The organism is Rhodococcus erythropolis R138 (genome assembly GCF_000696675.2).
Lineage (GTDB): Bacteria > Actinomycetota > Actinomycetes > Mycobacteriales > Mycobacteriaceae > Rhodococcus_F > Rhodococcus_F erythropolis.
In genome coordinates this window covers 782,108-799,077 of the sequence record NZ_CP007255.1, presented here as the reverse complement: position 1 = coordinate 799,077, position 16,970 = coordinate 782,108, and the positions used below count along the sequence as shown (strand labels likewise).

General features: G+C 63.1%; 16 protein-coding genes. 5 read left to right on the top strand and 11 right to left on the bottom strand.

What is annotated here, in order from left to right; all coding sequences use genetic code 11:
* Positions 1 to 22: 22 nt before the first annotated feature.
* Complete coding sequence (locus tag H351_RS03575) at positions 23 to 1,321, top strand: T3SS (YopN, CesT) and YbjN peptide-binding chaperone 1 (RefSeq protein WP_029256758.1); 1,299 nt, start codon at positions 23 to 25, stop codon at positions 1,319 to 1,321.
* A gap of 24 nt (positions 1,322 to 1,345) precedes the next feature.
* Here the strand turns inward: H351_RS03575 and H351_RS03570 are convergent, their stop codons facing one another.
* The 6 genes from H351_RS03570 to H351_RS03545 form a co-directional block, all read right to left on the bottom strand.
* Positions 1,346 to 3,535 (bottom strand): transglycosylase domain-containing protein, encoded by a 2,190-nt coding sequence (locus H351_RS03570; protein WP_019746111.1) that lies wholly within the window; start codon positions 3,533 to 3,535, stop codon positions 1,346 to 1,348.
* A 112-nt stretch (positions 3,536 to 3,647) separates the two neighbouring features.
* Positions 3,648 to 3,857, bottom strand: a complete 210-nt coding sequence (locus H351_RS03565; RefSeq protein ID WP_019746112.1) for a hypothetical protein — start codon at positions 3,855 to 3,857, stop codon at positions 3,648 to 3,650.
* Between the two features lie 22 nt (positions 3,858 to 3,879).
* A complete protein-coding gene (locus tag H351_RS03560) occupies positions 3,880 to 4,716 on the bottom strand; it encodes a carbohydrate ABC transporter permease (RefSeq protein WP_019746113.1) in 837 nt (278 codons plus the stop codon).
* Entirely contained in the window at positions 4,713 to 5,894 is a 1,182-nt protein-coding gene (locus tag H351_RS03555) for a carbohydrate ABC transporter permease (RefSeq protein ID WP_029256759.1), read from the bottom strand. Before H351_RS03555 ends, H351_RS03560 begins: the two co-directional genes overlap by 4 nt.
* A gap of 20 nt (positions 5,895 to 5,914) precedes the next feature.
* Positions 5,915 to 7,204, bottom strand: coding sequence for an ABC transporter substrate-binding protein (locus H351_RS03550; protein WP_003946022.1), 1,290 nt, complete (start codon positions 7,202 to 7,204; stop codon positions 5,915 to 5,917).
* Positions 7,205 to 7,374: 170 nt separating this feature from the next.
* Complete coding sequence (locus tag H351_RS03545; protein ID WP_003946073.1) at positions 7,375 to 8,448, bottom strand: ABC transporter ATP-binding protein; 1,074 nt, start codon at positions 8,446 to 8,448, stop codon at positions 7,375 to 7,377.
* A gap of 114 nt (positions 8,449 to 8,562) precedes the next feature.
* Here H351_RS03545 and H351_RS03540 point away from each other — a divergent pair, with 114 nt between their 5' ends.
* Genes H351_RS03540 through H351_RS03530 form a run of 3 tightly spaced genes read left to right on the top strand, consistent with a single transcriptional unit; the run spans position 8,563 to position 10,308 of the window.
* The gene (locus H351_RS03540; RefSeq protein ID WP_029256760.1) at positions 8,563 to 9,387 is read left to right on the top strand and encodes a DUF2786 domain-containing protein; all 825 of its coding nucleotides are present in this window, start codon (positions 8,563 to 8,565) and stop codon (positions 9,385 to 9,387) included.
* Positions 9,384 to 9,881, top strand: a complete 498-nt coding sequence (locus tag H351_RS03535; RefSeq protein ID WP_019746117.1) for a TIGR04338 family metallohydrolase — start codon at positions 9,384 to 9,386, stop codon at positions 9,879 to 9,881. The genes H351_RS03540 and H351_RS03535 overlap by 4 nt, the downstream gene beginning before the upstream one ends.
* A gap of 58 nt (positions 9,882 to 9,939) precedes the next feature.
* Positions 9,940 to 10,308, top strand: a complete 369-nt coding sequence (locus H351_RS03530) for a helix-turn-helix domain-containing protein (RefSeq protein WP_003946041.1) — start codon at positions 9,940 to 9,942, stop codon at positions 10,306 to 10,308.
* Here H351_RS03530 and H351_RS03525 read toward each other — a convergent pair whose 3' ends face one another.
* Both H351_RS03525 and H351_RS03520 read right to left on the bottom strand, forming a co-directional pair.
* Positions 10,309 to 10,896, bottom strand: coding sequence for an ATP-dependent Clp protease proteolytic subunit (locus H351_RS03525; RefSeq protein ID WP_003945993.1), 588 nt, complete (start codon positions 10,894 to 10,896; stop codon positions 10,309 to 10,311).
* Between the two features lie 4 nt (positions 10,897 to 10,900).
* Complete coding sequence (locus tag H351_RS03520; RefSeq protein WP_020909763.1) at positions 10,901 to 11,509, bottom strand: ClpP family protease; 609 nt, start codon at positions 11,507 to 11,509, stop codon at positions 10,901 to 10,903.
* A 337-nt stretch (positions 11,510 to 11,846) separates the two neighbouring features.
* Here H351_RS03520 and H351_RS03515 point away from each other — a divergent pair, with 337 nt between their 5' ends.
* Complete coding sequence (locus tag H351_RS03515; protein WP_020971420.1) at positions 11,847 to 12,641, top strand: LLM class F420-dependent oxidoreductase; 795 nt, start codon at positions 11,847 to 11,849, stop codon at positions 12,639 to 12,641.
* Here the strand turns inward: H351_RS03515 and H351_RS03510 are convergent.
* The 3 genes from H351_RS03510 to H351_RS03500 are packed head-to-tail and all read right to left on the bottom strand — an operon-like array spanning position 12,563 to position 16,874.
* Positions 12,563 to 13,792, bottom strand: a complete 1,230-nt coding sequence (locus tag H351_RS03510) for a CaiB/BaiF CoA transferase family protein (RefSeq protein ID WP_029256761.1) — start codon at positions 13,790 to 13,792, stop codon at positions 12,563 to 12,565. The two genes, H351_RS03515 and H351_RS03510, sit on opposite strands and share 79 nt — an antisense overlap.
* Entirely contained in the window at positions 13,789 to 15,504 is a 1,716-nt protein-coding gene (locus H351_RS03505) for an acyl-CoA dehydrogenase family protein (RefSeq protein ID WP_029256762.1), read from the bottom strand. The genes H351_RS03510 and H351_RS03505 overlap by 4 nt, the downstream gene beginning before the upstream one ends.
* Positions 15,504 to 16,874: an MFS transporter gene (locus H351_RS03500; protein WP_029256763.1), complete on the bottom strand. Its 1,371-nt coding sequence runs from the start codon at positions 16,872 to 16,874 to the stop codon at positions 15,504 to 15,506. Before H351_RS03500 ends, H351_RS03505 begins: the two co-directional genes overlap by 1 nt.
* Positions 16,875 to 16,970: the final 96 nt, after the last annotated feature.

Sequence of the window (16,970 nt, the reverse complement as noted above, 5' to 3'; positions counted from 1 at the left end):
CCCCCGGACCAGAGGAGCGACGATGTCGGACAATACTTTCGATCTGGAAATCCTGAGTGCCTGGACTACTTTCGAGACTCATCTCGCTCGCTACATCTCCGTGATGGAGGACGACGACACTCTCGTGGTGGAGTCGCATTACGACAGCATGGACGAACTGGCAGACGCACCCGCGTGCATCCAGTTCTTCGCGTGGAACCAGACCTCCGTGCGCTGTGAAGTCCCTTCCAACAGGTTTCTGCATCCACTGCGGATGCTCGAACCGGAAGACCATTCAGCGCTGCTCGACATGGGGTTCAGCGCTCCCGATCTGTGCGAGCACGAGCCCGAGGGCAACGGGTCCATGTCCTTCTACATCGACGTCGACCGCACTCGTCCCGAGGAACTGGTGACAAAGGTGTTGCGTGTCTTCCGCGAGATGTGGAGCATTGCGCACCCGTCATTCCTGCGTGCCAGCACCAGTGGACGCGAGTCGACGCCGGCGTTCGCCACGACGCCGTCGCACGCTCCCTCGGGTTCGGGTGACATGCTGCGGATCCTGGTCGACGGGGCCGTCGAACGCCTTCTCGGCCATCCACCCAAGCGTGACGACGACGGCGACATCCCGCTCGTCCGCGGTGAGCAGGTCACCTATGTTCGTGTCCTCGAGGACGACGAGTACGTGGAGGTGTTCTCGCGGGTCGTGCATTCGGTGGAGAACCTCGATAACGCTGCTGTTGTTCTCGCCCAGCTCAATCGGCAGTGGCCGACCATCAAACTCATTCTCGTCGAGCAGAGTGTGCTGGGCGCTGTGCGGGTGGACGGCGCACCCTTCGTCGCCGAGCACCTCCTCCGGGCTCTGCGCTCGTTCGCCGAATTGGCCGAAGCATCGGACGAACTCGCCGAAGAACTGGGCGGGCAACCCATTCGCGCTACCGGAGACACCGCCTTCAACGACGGGATGGCCTCCGAGCACGAAGATCCCGGTGCCGAATACGAATCACACGAGTGCCACGAATTTCCTCCGGCGCTCATGGCGCTCCTCGAACTCGACGCGGACGGAACGGGCGAGCTCAGCGCCGAAGAGGTTGCCGTGATCTGTGAGCACGACCGCGACACCATTCTCGACTACCTGAGGATCAGCCAGGAGCAGGAGACGGCCTGGCACGAGGCGTTGACCGAGTCCATCCGGCGCAAGGACGACGACACCGACCTGTGCGCGGGCGAAAAGCGCGCGTGGACGCACGCGATCCGCAACCTCAGGCGCGGACTGCGCGTCGTTGTACTTCCCGCCAAGGATGCAGCGCCGACCCAGCTCGGCCTCTTCGACGATCAGGCCTGAGAGCCGGAAATCGAGCGCTGCGGCTCAGCCCGGTAGCGGGATGACGATGCCAGGCAAGATCTCGATCTGACGCGGCAACTGGGGAAGCTGCGGCACTTCGATCGGCGGCAGGCCGGGCACCTCGATGGGCGCTGGGGGAGCGGCCGCGCCCGTCGTGGGTGTGCCCGTCCCATCACCCGAGGTCACACCGGAGTTGGCGGGAACGCCGGCCTGCCCGCCGATGGGATCGGGCCACGGGAAGCTCTCCCAGTCGGAGCCCTTCAACGCGCCGTCCATCGTGCTCTTCCAAATGTCCGCAGGCACTCCGGAGCCGTAGATCAAGCCGCCGTAGGAGTTGGTGATGGCCTGCGCGTCGGAAGTTCCGATCCACACCGCGGTGGACAGCGACGGCGTGTAACCGACCATCCACGCATCCTTGTTCTGCCCCGTGTCACCCAACTGCGCGGTGCCGGTCTTGGCAGCAGACGGGCGTCCACCGGCGAGCGCGTGACCGTTCGAGTACGACGCGATCGGCAGCATTGCCTGCGTGATGTTGTCGGCAACGGCAGCATCGAGACGACGCTCACCGGGAGAGACCGGGCGATCGAGCAGGACTTCACCTTCGGCCGTCACGACCTTCTGGATGAAGTGCGGCTGCTGGTACACACCGGAGTTGGCGAGCGTCGCGTACGCGGATGCCATGTCGATAACACGAGACTGATACTGGCCGAGCACGATTCCGTTCTCCGGCGGGCCACCCTCCTGTGTGAGCGTCGGGTAGTCGAGTCCGGGAATCTGTTCGGGGATGCCGGCCAGATGGGCGGCGTCGGCGATCTTCTGGGCACCGTTCTCCATCGAGAGCATCAACCGGTAGAAGCTGGTGTTCAGCGAACGCTTGAGTGCCTCGGCGATGGTGCATCGACCACAGGATTCGCCGCCGACGTTTCCGATGGTCACACCGTTGATCGTGAGCGGTGAACTGTCGAACCGTGCGGACAGCGGAATGTCTTCCATCAATGCTGCGACCAGGCCGAAGACCTTGAACGCTGAACCGGTCTGCAGCGGCGCCTGGGCGTAGTCGAATCCCGCTCCGTCGTCACCGCCGTAATAGGCGTCGACGCCACCGGTCTTGGGGTCGATGGACACTACTGCGGTCCGCAGGTCTTCGGGCTCGCCCTCGAGATTCCGCTTGACGGCGCCCAGCGCAGCTTCCTGCGCAACCGGGTCGATGGTTGTCGTGATTTGCAGACCAGCGGTGTTCAGCGTCTGGTCGCTGATACCGGCCTCGGCCAGTTCCTTGAGTACCTGAGTCTTGATGTGGCCTTCGGGTCCGGGCGCCTGGTTCAGATCGGTCGGCCGATTGGCGGGGGCGACAGCCGGGAACTGCATCGCGTCGCGATCCGTCTTGGTCAGGCTGCCCAGTTCCACCATGCCGTTGAGAACGTAGTCCCAGCGCGCTTGCAGCGCGGACAGATTGGTCTCGGGGTCCAGGAACGACGGGCTCTGGATGACGGAAGCGAGAACTGCGCCTTCCTCGACGCTCAGCTCACTGACCGGCTTGTCGAAGTACGCGTTCGACGCGGCGGCGATGCCGTAGGCACCGCGACCGAAGTAGATGGTGTTGAGATACGCGGCAAGAATGTCGTCCTTGGACCATTCGCGCGCCATCTTGGCGGAGATGACAAGCTCACGCAGCTTCCTGTCGATACTGCGCTTGTCACCGACCAAGACGTTCTTCACGTATTGCTGAGTGATCGTCGAGCCACCGCCGGCGCTTTCCTTGCCCATCACGTTGTCTCGGGCAGCGCGAGCAAATCCGGAGATCGAGAAGCCGGGGTTGGTGTAGAAGTTGCGATCCTCCGCCGAGAGCACCGAATCGCGGACGTGAATCGGGATGGCCGACAACGCGACCTCGGTGCGGTTTCCCTCCGCCGGCACCACCTTGCCGAGCACGGTCGTGCCGTCGGCCATGTAGATGGTGGACACCTGATTGGTCTGCATGTCCGAGGGGCGCGGGACATCGGTCCGGCTGTACGCGACAGCAAAAACCGACGCAGGCACGATGATCATCAGGAGCACGAGAACGTAGATGGTCCGCCGGACGTACCGCCACTTGGAGCGCTGCTTCTTCTCCGGCTTGGCCGACTTGCTCGACCGTGGGGAATTAGCCGACTTGCCCGATCGAGCCGACGACTGATCGCCACCCGTCGCACTCGATCTGTTCGATGGACTCACTCAACACTCCCGGTCGTGGATCCGGACTTACCGGCACCATTCCACCAGGGTGATATCTCGATCAGATAACTCCCGGCAACTGCGATACCGAAATGTCACCCTACCGGGCTGGCTACTCGCGACGTTCTGCTCGGACCGCGTTCCGATATCCGCGGAACGCCAGCCCGAGAGCGACGACGCAACCGAGCAGCACCAAAGACGGCATCACGCCGGGGTCGCCCTTGACGATCGCGACCACAGCGCCGATCAACGCCATGAGGGCGAAGACCGAGATGAAGCCGGCAATCAGCTCCATGCGCTGGGCGCGCGAAGCCCGCCTCATCGAAACCGCGCGCAGGCGCGCATCACGACTTGACGCCGCCTGCGGTCAGACCGGCGATGATGCGTCGCTGGAAGATGAGAACCATGATGACCAGCGGGATCATCACAAGGGTTCCGCCGGCCATGATCGAGGTGTACGGCGTGACGAATGGGTCGGTTCCGGAGAATTTGGCCATCGCCACCGTGACGGGCGCGGTTTTGTCACTCGAGAGTTGCAGCGAAAGCAGGTACTCGTTGACCGTTGCGATGAAAGCCAAAATCGCGGTGGTGAACAGTGCCGGCGCGGCGAGCGGCAGCATGATCAGACGGAAGGCCTGGCCACGGGTGGCGCCGTCGATACGCGCCGCTTCTTCGAGCTCCCACGGAAGTTCGGAGAAGAACGACGTCAGCGTGTAGACCGTCAGCGGCAGCACGAACGAGATGTTCGGGATGATCAGCGCTTTGTAGCTGCCGATCCAGCCGATGTCGGTGAACAACTGGAACAGCGGGGTCACGAGGGCGACGACCGGAAACATGGACGCGCCGAGGATGATTCCGGTGACGAAGTATTTGCCACGGAAATCGAATCGCGAGAGCGCGTACGCCGTGAACACACCGATGACCAAGGCGATCAGCGTGGTCGCACCCGCGATGATGAGGCTGTTCATCAGTGCCCGGGTGAAGTTCACCTTCGCGTCGGGATCGAGCGCCGCGGTGAAGTTGGACAGCGTGAGATTGGTGGGCCACAGCGACGTCGAGAACGTGTCCGCCGGGTCGCGCAACGCCGTCACGATCATCCAGTAGCAGGGAGCGAGTCCCCACACGATGATCAGTACGACGCCGATGTAGGTGCCGATCTTGCCGCGTAGTGCCTTGTTCATACCGGCTCCCCCTTCCGCTGCTTTTCCTGCGTGCTGACCGCATTGGCTCCGAGGAATCGGACCAGGATGAAGGCCACAGCGAAGATGATGAGGAACGTGATGGTGGACAGGGCCGACGCCGAATTGGCGCCGACGCGCATCTGATCGACCACCAGAACCGAGATGGTGGAGGTGGCGGGATTGGATCCCATCATGATCGCGGGCAGGTCGTACATGCGCAGCGCGTCCATCGTGCGGAAGAGCACCGCCACCATGAGTGCGGGCTTGACCAGCGGAAGCGTGATCATGCGGAATCGCTGCCAGGCCGTCGCGCCGTCGACCTTGGCGGCCTCGTAGACGTCGGCGGGAATCATCTGCAGACCCGCGAGAATCAGCAACGCCATGAACGGCGCGGTCTTCCAGACGTCGGCGACGACGATCGCGAATCGTGCCGGCCAGGGATCCGCCGTCCACAGGATGTTGGTGCCGAGGATCTTGTTGGCAATGCCGTCGTTGGCGAAGATGAAGAACCAGAGCTTAGCGGTGACGGCGGTGGGGATGGCCCAGGGAATCAGCACGGAGGCGCGGAGCAAACCGCGGCCGCGGAACGTCTTGGCCATGATCAGCGCCATCGACAGACCGATCACCGTCTCGAGCAGAACGGTGACGACGGTGAAGCCGAACGTATTTCCGATCGACTGCCAGAACTGCGATCCGAGCGTGCCGGGCGGGCAGGGAATCGAGCCGTTGGCGGTGTTGCAGGACTGGGTGATCCAGTTCTTGTAGTTCTCGAACCACGTGAACTGACCGGTGACGAACATGCCGGTCTCGGGGTCGAGCTTCTTGCCGTCGCTGTGCATCGACATCCAGATCGCTCGTCCGAGCGGATACAGAATGATGACGGCGAGAACGATCAGCGACGGTGCGACGAACGCCCACACCGGAACTCGTCGACGCTTCTTCGGCTTGTCGGCCGACGCAGGCGGGGGCGGGGGCGAGGTCGGTGGGGGTGGAGTAGCTGCAAGGTCAGGCAGAACCTTGGTCAGGGATGTCCCTGCTGCCTCGGATGCCGACGGCTCTTCTAGCGGTTCCGGTGCACGGTGTCTCCCACCAACGCCCGAACGGTCGGGACCGGTTGAACCGGCCCCGACCGTGGGGTTGGTAGGCACAGCCGCGGAAGGATCCTGCGGTTCTGCCATTGCTTATTGCTCCTGGTAGATCAGTTACCGGCGGTTTCGATGCCGGCCTTGGTGTCCGCCAAAGCCTGCTCGACGGTCTTCTCGCCGCGAATAGCAGCGTAGGTGTTGTCGGAGATCGACTTCGACACCTGCGTGTAGTACGGCGTGACGGGGCGCGGCTGAGCGGTAGCGAGTGCTTCCTTCAGGGTCGCGAAGTACGGGAACTGGGCGAGCACTGCCGGGTCGTCGTAGACAGCCGAGAGGACGGGTGCGCCGCCGACCTCGGTGAAGTACGTCTGCGACTTCTTGGTCTGCATGAACTCGAGGAAGTCACGAGCCGTTGCCGGCGCGTCGGAGTACGCGCTGATGCCGACGTTGTAGCCGCCGACGGTCGAAGCGCCCGGTCCGTCGACACCCGGAAGAACGGTGTAGCCGTACTTGCCGGCAACCGAGGTCTTCTCACCGTCGACCGAGAAGCCGGACCACGTGCGCATGAAGAGTGCCTTGCCGTCACCGAACGCGGTCTGCGACTCGCCCTCGGAGTAGGTCAGTGCTTCCTGCGGGATGGTGTTGTCGGCGAAGTTGTCGACGATCGACTGAACGCCTGCCTTCGTCTTGTCGTCGATGGCCGGGGTGAGTCCGTCCGGGCCGACCCACGGGCCGTCGAAAGCGTTGGTGATCTCGGTGGTGTTGACCGTCAGGCCCTCGTAGTTCTTGAACTGACCGATGTAGCAGGAGATGCCGGCTTCGACAGCCTTCGGGCAGTTTTCCTTGAGCTCGGCCCACGTGGTGGGAGCCTTCTCGACGAGGTCCTTGCGGTAGTACAGGAACGCGGCGTTGGTGTTCTTCGGCGCTGCGTAGAGCTTGCCGTTGTAGGTGCCCGAAGCGACGGTCGACGGCAGGAGGCCGGACTCGTCGATCGCGAGGTCACCCTCGAGCGGCAGCAGCCAGCCGTTTGCGGCGAACTGAGCGGTGTTGACGACGTCGACGCCGATGAGGTCGTACTCGTCGCTCTTGGCCTGCATGCGCTGGGTGATGTCGTCGACCTGCGCGTTGGCTTCCTTGGCCAGCGGCTTGAGCGTGACCTTCTCGTCCGGATGCTCCGCATTCCAGTCGGTGATGATGTTTTCGAGCGCCTCGTTCAGGGCATCCTGCCCCTCGACGATCGTGATGGGTCCGCGGCCTTCGCTCGAGGACGATCCCCCGGATGCGGCCGTGGTGCTGGTTCCGCTGTCCTTGTCCGAATCGGACGAGCAGCCTGCCAGTACCAGCATGGACGCTGCCGTGGCTGCAATTGCAGCGCGGCGCATCGCCTTCGAGTTCAGAACCATGGATTCGCTCCCCGTATGTGTATGACAAATAGACGGTCACCGAGAGCCGGCTCACGGCATGCGCCATGGGTGCCGGCTCCCGGCATCGGCCCCTACTGTGGCACGAGACACCCCTACTTGTGGGTATTACGCCGAACCTGAATCGGTCATGTGTCGTTTGACAGGTCCGCCTAACCCAGGCGACGCCCGTCGGTGGTGGCAAAAATGTGCACCTTCTCAGGGTCGACGCGCAGGTTGACTCGCTCGCCCTTCTGCGGCGGGTTGCGCCAGTCACCACGCGAAACGATCTGCTGCAACCGTCCGCCGATCGTGGTGCGTCCGTAGACGTAGGCGTCGGAACCGAGTTCCTCGACGACGTCGACCTCCATCGGCAGGCCTTCGGCGGCGATCTCGAGGTGCTCGGGGCGAATACCCAGAACAACCTCGGTTTCGACGACACCGTTCATCGTCTCGCGCGGAACCGGAACGATCCCGTCACCGAATGCGACGCCGCCGTCGACGACGGGGAGGGTGAACAGGTTCATCGCGGGTGAACCCATGAAGCCGGCGACGAAGACGTTCTTCGGCTTGTTGTAGAGCTCGCGCGGCGAGGCGCACTGCTGCAGGATTCCCTTTTCGAGGACTGCGACGCGGTCACCCATCGTCATGGCCTCGACCTGGTCGTGGGTCACGTAGACCATCGTCGTCGCGAGGCGTCGTTGCAGCTGAGCGATCTGCGTGCGTGTCTGAACACGGAGTTTCGCGTCGAGGTTCGAGAGGGGCTCGTCCATGAGGAAGACCTGCGGCTGGCGGACGATGGCGCGGCCCATCGCCACTCGCTGACGCTGGCCACCGGACAGCGCCTTGGGCTTGCGGTCGAGGTACGGCTCGAGATCGAGCATCTTCGCGACCTCTTCGACGCGGGCGCGGATCTCCGTCTTGTTGGTTCCGGCGAGCTTGAGCGCAAAACCCATGTTCTCGGCCACCGACATGTGCGGGTACAGCGCGTAGTTCTGGAAGACCATCGCGATGTCGCGCTCTTTCGGTTCCTGACCGGTGACGTCGCGGTCGCCGATGAGGATGCGCCCGCTGTGGACGTCTTCGAGCCCGGCGAGCATGCGCAGGGTGGTCGACTTTCCGCAGCCGGAGGGTCCGACGAGGACGAGGAACTCGCCGTCCTCGATCTCGAGGTCGAGCTTGTCCACTGCCGGGGTGTTCGATCCGGGGAACAGGCAGGTGGTGCTCTCGAAAGTCACTGAAGCCATGACGGGGTTGATCCCTTCTACCGGCAGGAACGTGCCGGACGATCCAAGTTGAGGGTGAGCGTGTGCGCTAGCAGCATAAACGTCCGTGTCGGCGCGCGAGCGTAGTCTTTCACGGTGAGTTCGGAGAAGATGCTGACCCGCATCGGTGCGCTGCTTCGCCAAGCGGAGTCCACCGACAATCCACACGAAGGTGAAGCCTTCATGGCCGCCGCGCAGCGGTTGGCCACCGGTTCCGCGATCGACCTGGCGGTCGCGCGGGCGCACACCGCGTCCTCGGAAAAACGTGCGACACCCACTCAGCGGCTCATCACCATCGGCGAACCGGGCAAGCGCGGGCTGCGAACGTACGCCCAGTTGTTCATCGCGATCGCCGCTGCCAACGACGTACAGTGCGACATCGCGCAGACGTCGGCCGTCATCTACGCCTACGGCTTCGCCGGTGACATCGACGTGTGCGAAGCGCTGTACTCGAGCCTGCTCTTCCAGATGGTCCGTGACTCCGACGCGTACGTGCGCTCCGGGGCGTACCGCGGCGAAACATCCGTGCGGACCGTCGTCGAAACTCGTGGACGACGACGCGTCAACACGCAGGTCCGCAAGCCGGTGGCCGGAGTGACGGCGCGCCTGAACTTCCAGATGGCGTACGCGTCCCGCATCGGCGCTCGGTTGGCCGAGACGAAGCAGGAGACGGAGAAGGCGGCGATCGCAGAATCTGCCACGTCGTCTTCGGAAACCGCACTCGTGCTGCGCAACAAGGAAATCGAGCTCAAGGACTACTACTCGTCCAACTCCCAGGCACGTGGGACGTGGCGGGGCGGTGGTCGCACGAGTGCCGGGCACTCCTCGCATGCTCGACGAGCGGGTGATCGGGCGGCGCGCTCCGCACGTCTGGGAAACCTGCCGGAGATCGGCGGGGTGCGCGGGCAGCTCGACTCGTGAGGGATACGCAGCGGAGCGCCGTCTACGAGGCAGAGACGTTGGTGCGCACCATGTTCGATCGCGCCGACGAGCGCGGACTTCGGAGCGTCGAGGTCATGGGTTCCACCATCACGTTGCCGGTCGAGCGCAAATTCGGTTCCGTGGAGTCGGTCCAGGCGTACTGCGATCAGCTACTCGGGCTGAACTGGGTACTCGCGACCTGGCCTCGCGCAACCATTCCGGTGTCCGTACGCTCCCGCGCCGGCAATGCCGCCGCTCACTACTCGAACGACGTCATCGCCGTCCCGGACGACCGTGACGGCCGGTGGGCGCTACGCGAATTCGTTGTCTTGCACGAACTTGCGCACCACCTCGGCGACCCCACTTCCGACGAGGCCTCCCACGGGCCCGAGTTCGTCGACCGCTATACGAGCCTGGTCGGTGAGATCATCGGACCCGAGGCGACCTTCGTTCTTCGAGCGATGTTTCTTGCTGGTGGTGTTCGAACGGACTAGATGTCAGCCCTCGGTGAACCGGGTGGTGTGCGAACCGGTCGGCTGGAATACTCGGCCTATGGATGCGCCGCGCAGACTGGTCCTGGTCAAGGGTGAGTCGGAACTCCCCGATCCGGCTGTCGCCGTGCGCAAACCCCCGCTGATTCGTGAAGCCTACGGACGAGTGCTGCGGGAGGTCAGACGCGATCAGGACCGAACTCTCGACGACGTAGCCGCAAAGGTCGGGATGTCGAAGCAGTACCTCTCCGAGATCGAACGGGGCAAGAAGGAACCGTCGTCGGAAATTCTGCGCGCCATCTGCGAAGCGCTCGGGATGCCGCTCGAGCACCTGCTGTTCCGAGCGGGCAACAGGATCGTTGCGCTCAACTCCCTCACCTTCGGACATTCTCCCGCCCCGATCTCCGGTCCCGTCCTGATGGCAGCCTGATCAGTTCCCTTCGATGAGGGTGTCAGCCAGTCCGTAGGAGATAGCGTCGTCGGCAGTGAAGATCCTGTCGCGATCGGTGTCCTTACGGAGCCGCTCGACGCTCTGACCGGTGTGCTTACTCAGAATCGCCTCGGTCTGCTCCCGGATTCTCAGGATCTCGGCTGCTTGAAGCGCGAGGTCCGAGATGGTGCCGCTACCTTGCGTCGACGGTTGATGCAGCAGCACCCGCGAATGGGCAAGAACATGCCGATGGCCCGGAGTACCTGCGGCCAGAAGCACTGCAGCAGCCGAAGCCGCTTGACCCATGCAGTACGTCGAAATCGTCGGTTTCAAGAACTGCATGGTGTCGTAGATCGCGAGCATCGCCGTGGTGGAACCGCCGGGAGAGTTGATGTACAAACCGATTTCGCGATCCGGGTTGTCGGCTTGCAGATGCAGCATCTGAGCCATCACGACGTTGGCGACGCCGTCGTCGATCTCTGTGCCGAGAAAGACGATGCGTTCGTTGAGCAGCCTGCTGAAGATGTCGAAAGATCGCTCACCCGTTGGTGTTCGCTCGATGACACTGGGAATCGTGTACTGGGACATGACGTCACAATCCGATCTTGGGGAAGGTGGCTTGCGGTGCGATCTCGGCGAAGGACGTCACGACGCGGTCGACGATTCCGTACTCACGCGCCTGCTCGGCGGTGAACCAGCGATCCCGATCGCTGTCGGTCTCGATCTCTTCGACGGTCCGGCCTGTTTCGGCGGCGAGGATTTCCTGCGATTGACGCTTCATCAGCTCGAGGCTCTCGGCCTGGATCGCAATGTCCACCGCAGTGCCACCGATACCTGCCGAAGGTTGGTGCATCATGATGCGGCTGTGCGCCAGGCTGATTCGCTTGCCGTGGGTGCCGGAGCAGAGAAGCACCTGGCCCATGCTGGCGGCGAAGCCCATCGCGACCGTCACGACGTCGTTGGGGATGAGCTTCATCGTGTCGTAGATGGCCAGGCCGGCAAACACCGATCCGCCGGGTGAATTGATGTAGAGCACGATGTCGCGCTTGGGGTCGGTGGTGGCGAGGAGCACCAGTTCCGAACACACACGTTCGGCCATGGCGTCGTTGACCTCGCCGGTGAGCAGAATGGTTCGCTGTCGGAAGAGCCTGTCTGTCAACAGGTCACGGTAGCCGGTATCGGTCGGCGCTTCAGTAGTCATGAATCCATTCCTACCGGCGCGGCAGTGCCGCGGCCCCGCCTGTCTGCTGTGGGCAGACCACCCCTGTTTTTGCCTGCCCCCTGTTTTTGCCCGCCCCTGTTTTTACCCGCCCCCTGTTTTTGCCCGCCCCCTGTTTCTGCCCGCCCCCCTTTTTGCCTGCCCCCCTTTTTTGAGCGAACGGCACGTTCAGTCGATCTAAGGCGCCGAAAGTACCGTTCGCTCGAAAAGGGGTGGGTACAAGAGCGGGCATACCCGTCACCGACGGCGGCGGTAGCGGTACCGCGCACACCCGGCCATGATGGGAGAAGACAACCATTCCTCTCGTCAGGAGCGTGGCATGACTCGTCCGGTACGCATCGGTGTTCAACTCCAACCCCAGCACGCACCCGATTACGGGTTGATACGCGACGCCGTCTTGCGGTCCGAGGACGCCGGGGTGGACATCGTCTTCAACTGGGACCACTTCTACCCGTTGACCGGCGATCCCGACGGCGCCCACTTCGAATGCTGGACCATGCTCGGCGCCTGGGCCGAGCAGACCGAACGCGTCGAAATCGGCGCCCTGGTCACCGGTGGTGGCTACCGCAATCCGGATCTGCTCGCCGACATGGCGCGAACCGTCGACCACATCAGCGGTGGGCGCCTGATCCTCGGCATCGGTGCCGGCTGGTTCGAGAAGGACTACGACCAGTTCGGATACGACTTCGGCACTCCCGGTTCACGGCTGAAACTGCTGGGCGAATACCTCCCCCGCATCACGGGCCGCCTGGCGAAGGGCAACCCGCCGCCGACGCGCAACATCCCGGTCCTCATCGGCGGTGGCGGCGAGAAGAAGACCCTGCGCCTGGTCGCCGAGTACGCCGACGTCTGGCACAGCTTCGGTGACCGCGAGACACACCTGCGCAAGTCAGGCATCCTCTCCGACCATTGCGCCGACGTAGGCCGGAACCCGCTGGAAGTAGAGCACTCGGTTCCGTGGCCTGGGCTCGAGAATGCTGCTGACCTGGTCGCCGACGGTGTCTCGCTCTTCACCGTCGGCGTCAGCGGACCGGACTACGACCTCACGACGCTTGCCGAGGCCATCGCTTGGCGCGACGACAACACACCGCCTGCGTTGAGCGGGCTGGCCTGAGCGGTACCAAGGACTTCGTCGTTGTCGGCGCCGAGAACGGGCGGCGCCGACGTCAGACGTGGCCTCTGGCCGGAGAAGTTGACCGGAAAGGCCACTTGCTTCAGCGGTCCGAGCGTCGGATGGTCGACGGTTCCGACCATGCCGAGCGCGGCAGTGTGGGGATCGGAGTAGATCTCGTCGAGATGCCGGATCGGTGAGACCGGTACGGCGCGTTCGGCGAGAAGAGCGCACCAGTGTTCGACGGTCTCCGATGCGAAGGCGCTGGTGAGTTCTCGTTCCAGACTCTCGCGGTTCTCCACTCTGTCGCGGTTGTGGACGAAACGCGGATCGGTGACCAGTTCACTCCTTCCGATTGCCTCGCACAGCGACGTCCACATCCCGTCGTTGCCGACAGCGATGACGAAGTACCCGTCGCTGGCAGGAAATGCTTGATACGGAGCAAGATTCGGATGGCCGGAGCCCAACGCAGTCGGGCGCTCACCGGTGGCGAAGTAACTGGTCGCCCAGTTCACGTGCATCGCGAGTTGGCACTCGTACAGCGACGTGGTCACGTACTGTCCGCGTCCGGTCCGGCCCCGCTCGACCAATGCAGCCAGCACCCCGACCAGTCCGAACAGCGCTGCACCCAAGTCCCCCAACGCAAATCCGGACTTCATCGGAGCGCCACCCGGTTCACCGGTGAGCGACATGAGCCCACCCGCGGCTTGCGCGATCATGTCGTACCCCGGTTCGTCGCGCAACGGCCCTTCTTCACCGAAGGCAGAGATGTGCAGGGTGATCAGATGTGGGTATCGCTCGGACAGTGCCTGGTAGTCGAAGATCTTCTGTAATCCACTGCCCGGCTTGAAGTTCTCCACGACCACATCGGTCTCTTCGAGCATGCGGTGGATGATCTCCTGTCCTTCGGCAGACTTGAGATCGATCGTCACCGACTTCTTGCCGCGGTTGATCGCGAGATAGTAGGCGGCATCGACACCGACGAAGGGAGGCCCCCACGAACGTGTTGGGTCGCCGCCCTCGGGGTGCTCGATCTTGGTGACGTCCGCCCCGAGATCGGCAAGCGACATAGTTGCGTACGGTCCGGCAAGGATCTTCGACAGATCGAGAACGCGGACACCGGCGAGAGGAGCGGGGCCTTGGGAAGAATTCACCGGTGAACTCCTGCCACAGAGAGGAACTCGGCGACGACCTCGCGTGCGTCATCCAACTCCACGTCGCCGCCATCGGTAATCACGTCGAGATTACCGAGCGCAGCCGACGGCACCTTCCCGGCAAGACCTGCCAGGTAGGAGTTCGCCACCAGCAGTGACCGGTACCCGTTACCTTCTCGGATGCCGTGATCCGCAAGGTCGAAGAGCAGGGTCGCCATGACGGTACGAGCCAACTCGTCGGCATACTTTGCACTAACGGCCTGGGCGGCATCGTCAGATCCGGCGATCAGACGATCTCCCTCCTCGGCCAGTTCCTCCCAGCGCCGCAACAGAACTCCGGCCCCGGCGTCACAGTCAGGTCCGACAGTGGACAGGACATCCGTCATCGCTGCCGCGACGGTGCGGTGTGAGCCGAACTTGCGCAGGCACCGAAGTACATCCAGCGCAATGACATTGCTCGAGCCCTCCCAGATCGAGCCGAGATGGGCGTCTCGCACGAGTCGCGCGTTCACCCATTCCTCGATGTAACCGTTGCCACCGCGCACCTCCATAGCTTCACCAGTGACCGCCCGCGCACGTTTACAGACAAAATGTTTGGCGATCGGCGTCAGCACCCTGATCAGTGCTCGCGCCTGATCGTCTCCGCCGTCTGCAGCCTGAAGACACTGCGCGCTGTACGCGACCAGTGCCAGCGAAGCTTCGGCATCGAGTGCAAGGGGAAGAAGCGTCGCCCGCATCAGCGGCTGGTCGAAGAGCTTCTTACCGAACACGACTCGGCTCTTCGAATGTTCGACGGCTTCGCGGACTGCTCGGCGCATGAGAGCGCTCGAACGCATCGCATTGGAGAGGCGAGACGTGTTGACCATCTCCGCCATCTGGCGGAACCCTCGATCGAGTTCACCGACCTGGAGTGCGTGCGCGCGGTTCAGCGTCACCTCGCCGCTCGGCATCGAACGCGTACCCAGCTTGTCCTTGAGACGATCGATCGTGAGGTTGTTGCGCTCGCCGGATCCCACGGTCTTGGGCACCATGAACATTCCAACTCCACGCGTCGAACCATCCTGTCCGCCCGGGAATCTCGCGAGGGTGATGATCACATCGGCATCCGGGTTGGAGGCGAACCACTTCTTGCCCGTCAGAACCCATCCGTCACCGTCGCGCTCGGCGCGTGTTTCGGTGCAGGCGATGTCGGTGCCTGCCTGAATCTCGGTCATGAACATCGCACCCGTCTTCGCCTGCTCGGGGTCCGTCGACGTCAACGCGTCGATCCAGGGCGAGAACACGGCCGGATCACCGAACATACGCAGGGTCCGCGCAGCAGCATCTGTCATCGAAACCGGGCAGGCCAGCCCGAACTCGGCCTGCACGAAGATGTACGACGCGAGGTACTTCGCGAGTGGCGGATGCACGGAGTCCCATCCGTGCAACCCTTTTCGGTGCGACATCGCGGACAGGCCGTACTCGTTGTACGCCGCCCGGCACAGTTCCAGGTAGGCCGGGTGATAGGAAATCCGGTCGACGCGGTCACCGGCCTTGTCGAATTGCTGCAGCACCGGCGGGTTCTTGTCTGCGATGTCGGCAAGCTCGGACAAACGGCCGGCGGCATCTCGGCCCAGTCGGTCGAGCAATCCGTTCAACGTCTCTCGGTCCGCCCCGGCGGTCCATCTGTCCACTACCGCTGTCAGAGCGGGGTCGGTGTATGCAAAGTTCATCAGTGGTCAACGCCTTTCAGGGTGGAAACATCGGTCATGTTCGAGGAGCTCGTCGACTCCAGCCCTTGCGCGTGCAGCGCACTCCTGCGCAACAGTGCCGTCATACAGACAAGGGAGAGAACGACATACACGAGCCCAAGAGCGACGACCGGCCAGATCGAGTTGGTTCGCGTCAGCAGATACTGGCTGACCATCGGGGCCGTTCCGGCAAATACGGCTGTCGACAATTGGTACGACAGAGAGATGCCGGTATACCGAACATTGGTGGGGAAAACCTGCGCCAGGATGCCGGCCAACGCGGCGTAATACATTGCGTGAGGCGCCGTCGCGAGGACCATACCCAGAATCGCCAAGGGCACGGAGCCCGTCTGAACCAGCACGAACATCAGTGGTAGGAGCACGATCTCCGGAAGCAGCATCCAACGGACCGCTTTCGACGGATCGATCCGCGTGGCCAGCACAGCACCGAAAGGCTGTACGAGCGCCTGGGCTACCAGTGCCACGGTGATCACGAGGAGAAAGTCACTGCGCTCGAAGCCGAGATCCGTTGTCGCCCAGGAGAGCGCAAAGGTTGTCTTGACGTACGTGATGGCAACACCGGCAACCACAGCGCCGACGCCGAGAGCAAGTTCGACGGGATGCGAACGCAACACTTCGACCAGCGGCATCCGTGTACGTTCCTGTGCCGCAACAGCCTTCTTCATCTCGGGTGTCTCGGAGATGTGCAGTCGGATGTAGAGAGCGACGATCACCAAAGCTGCGGATCCGAGGAACGGCAGACGCCAACCCCACGACTCGAACACGGAATCCGACATCAACGTCAGGCCGAGGAAGGCCAGCGTCGCGAGCAGGTTGCCGACCGGTGAACCCTGCTGCGCAAACGCACCGTAGAGCACCTTTTTCTTCGGGGGAGCGAACTCGGTGGCGATCAATACGGCGCCACCCCATTCGCCGCCCATGGCAATGCCCTGGAGAACACGCAGTGCCACAAGCAGTATCGGTGCCCAGATCCCGATCTGGGAGTACGTAGGGAGGAGGCCGACACCGACAGTTCCCAACCCCATGAGCGCGAGGGTGATGATCACGGCGTTCTTGCGACCGAACTTGTCTCCGAAATGACCGAACACCACTCCGCCGACCGGACGAGCCACGAATCCCACGGCAAAAGTCGCGAAGGCTGCGAGTGTTCCCACCGCCGGCGACGCATCCGGGAAGAACAGCGGGCCGAGCACCAAGGCGGATGCGGTTCCGTAGATGTAGAAGTCGAACCACTCGATAGTCGTTCCGACAAACGCCGTGATTCCGGCCTTGCGTGCCTGTTTGGTGTTGTATTCAGGCGGATTGATGTCTTGACCTGGGTGTTGATCCACGGTTCTCCCTGATTCTCGCGTCGGGCATCACCAAGGGATGCAATGTGAGGCGTGAATCACTATCGTCCGAAATCCATGTAGAGTCCAAGACTTAGT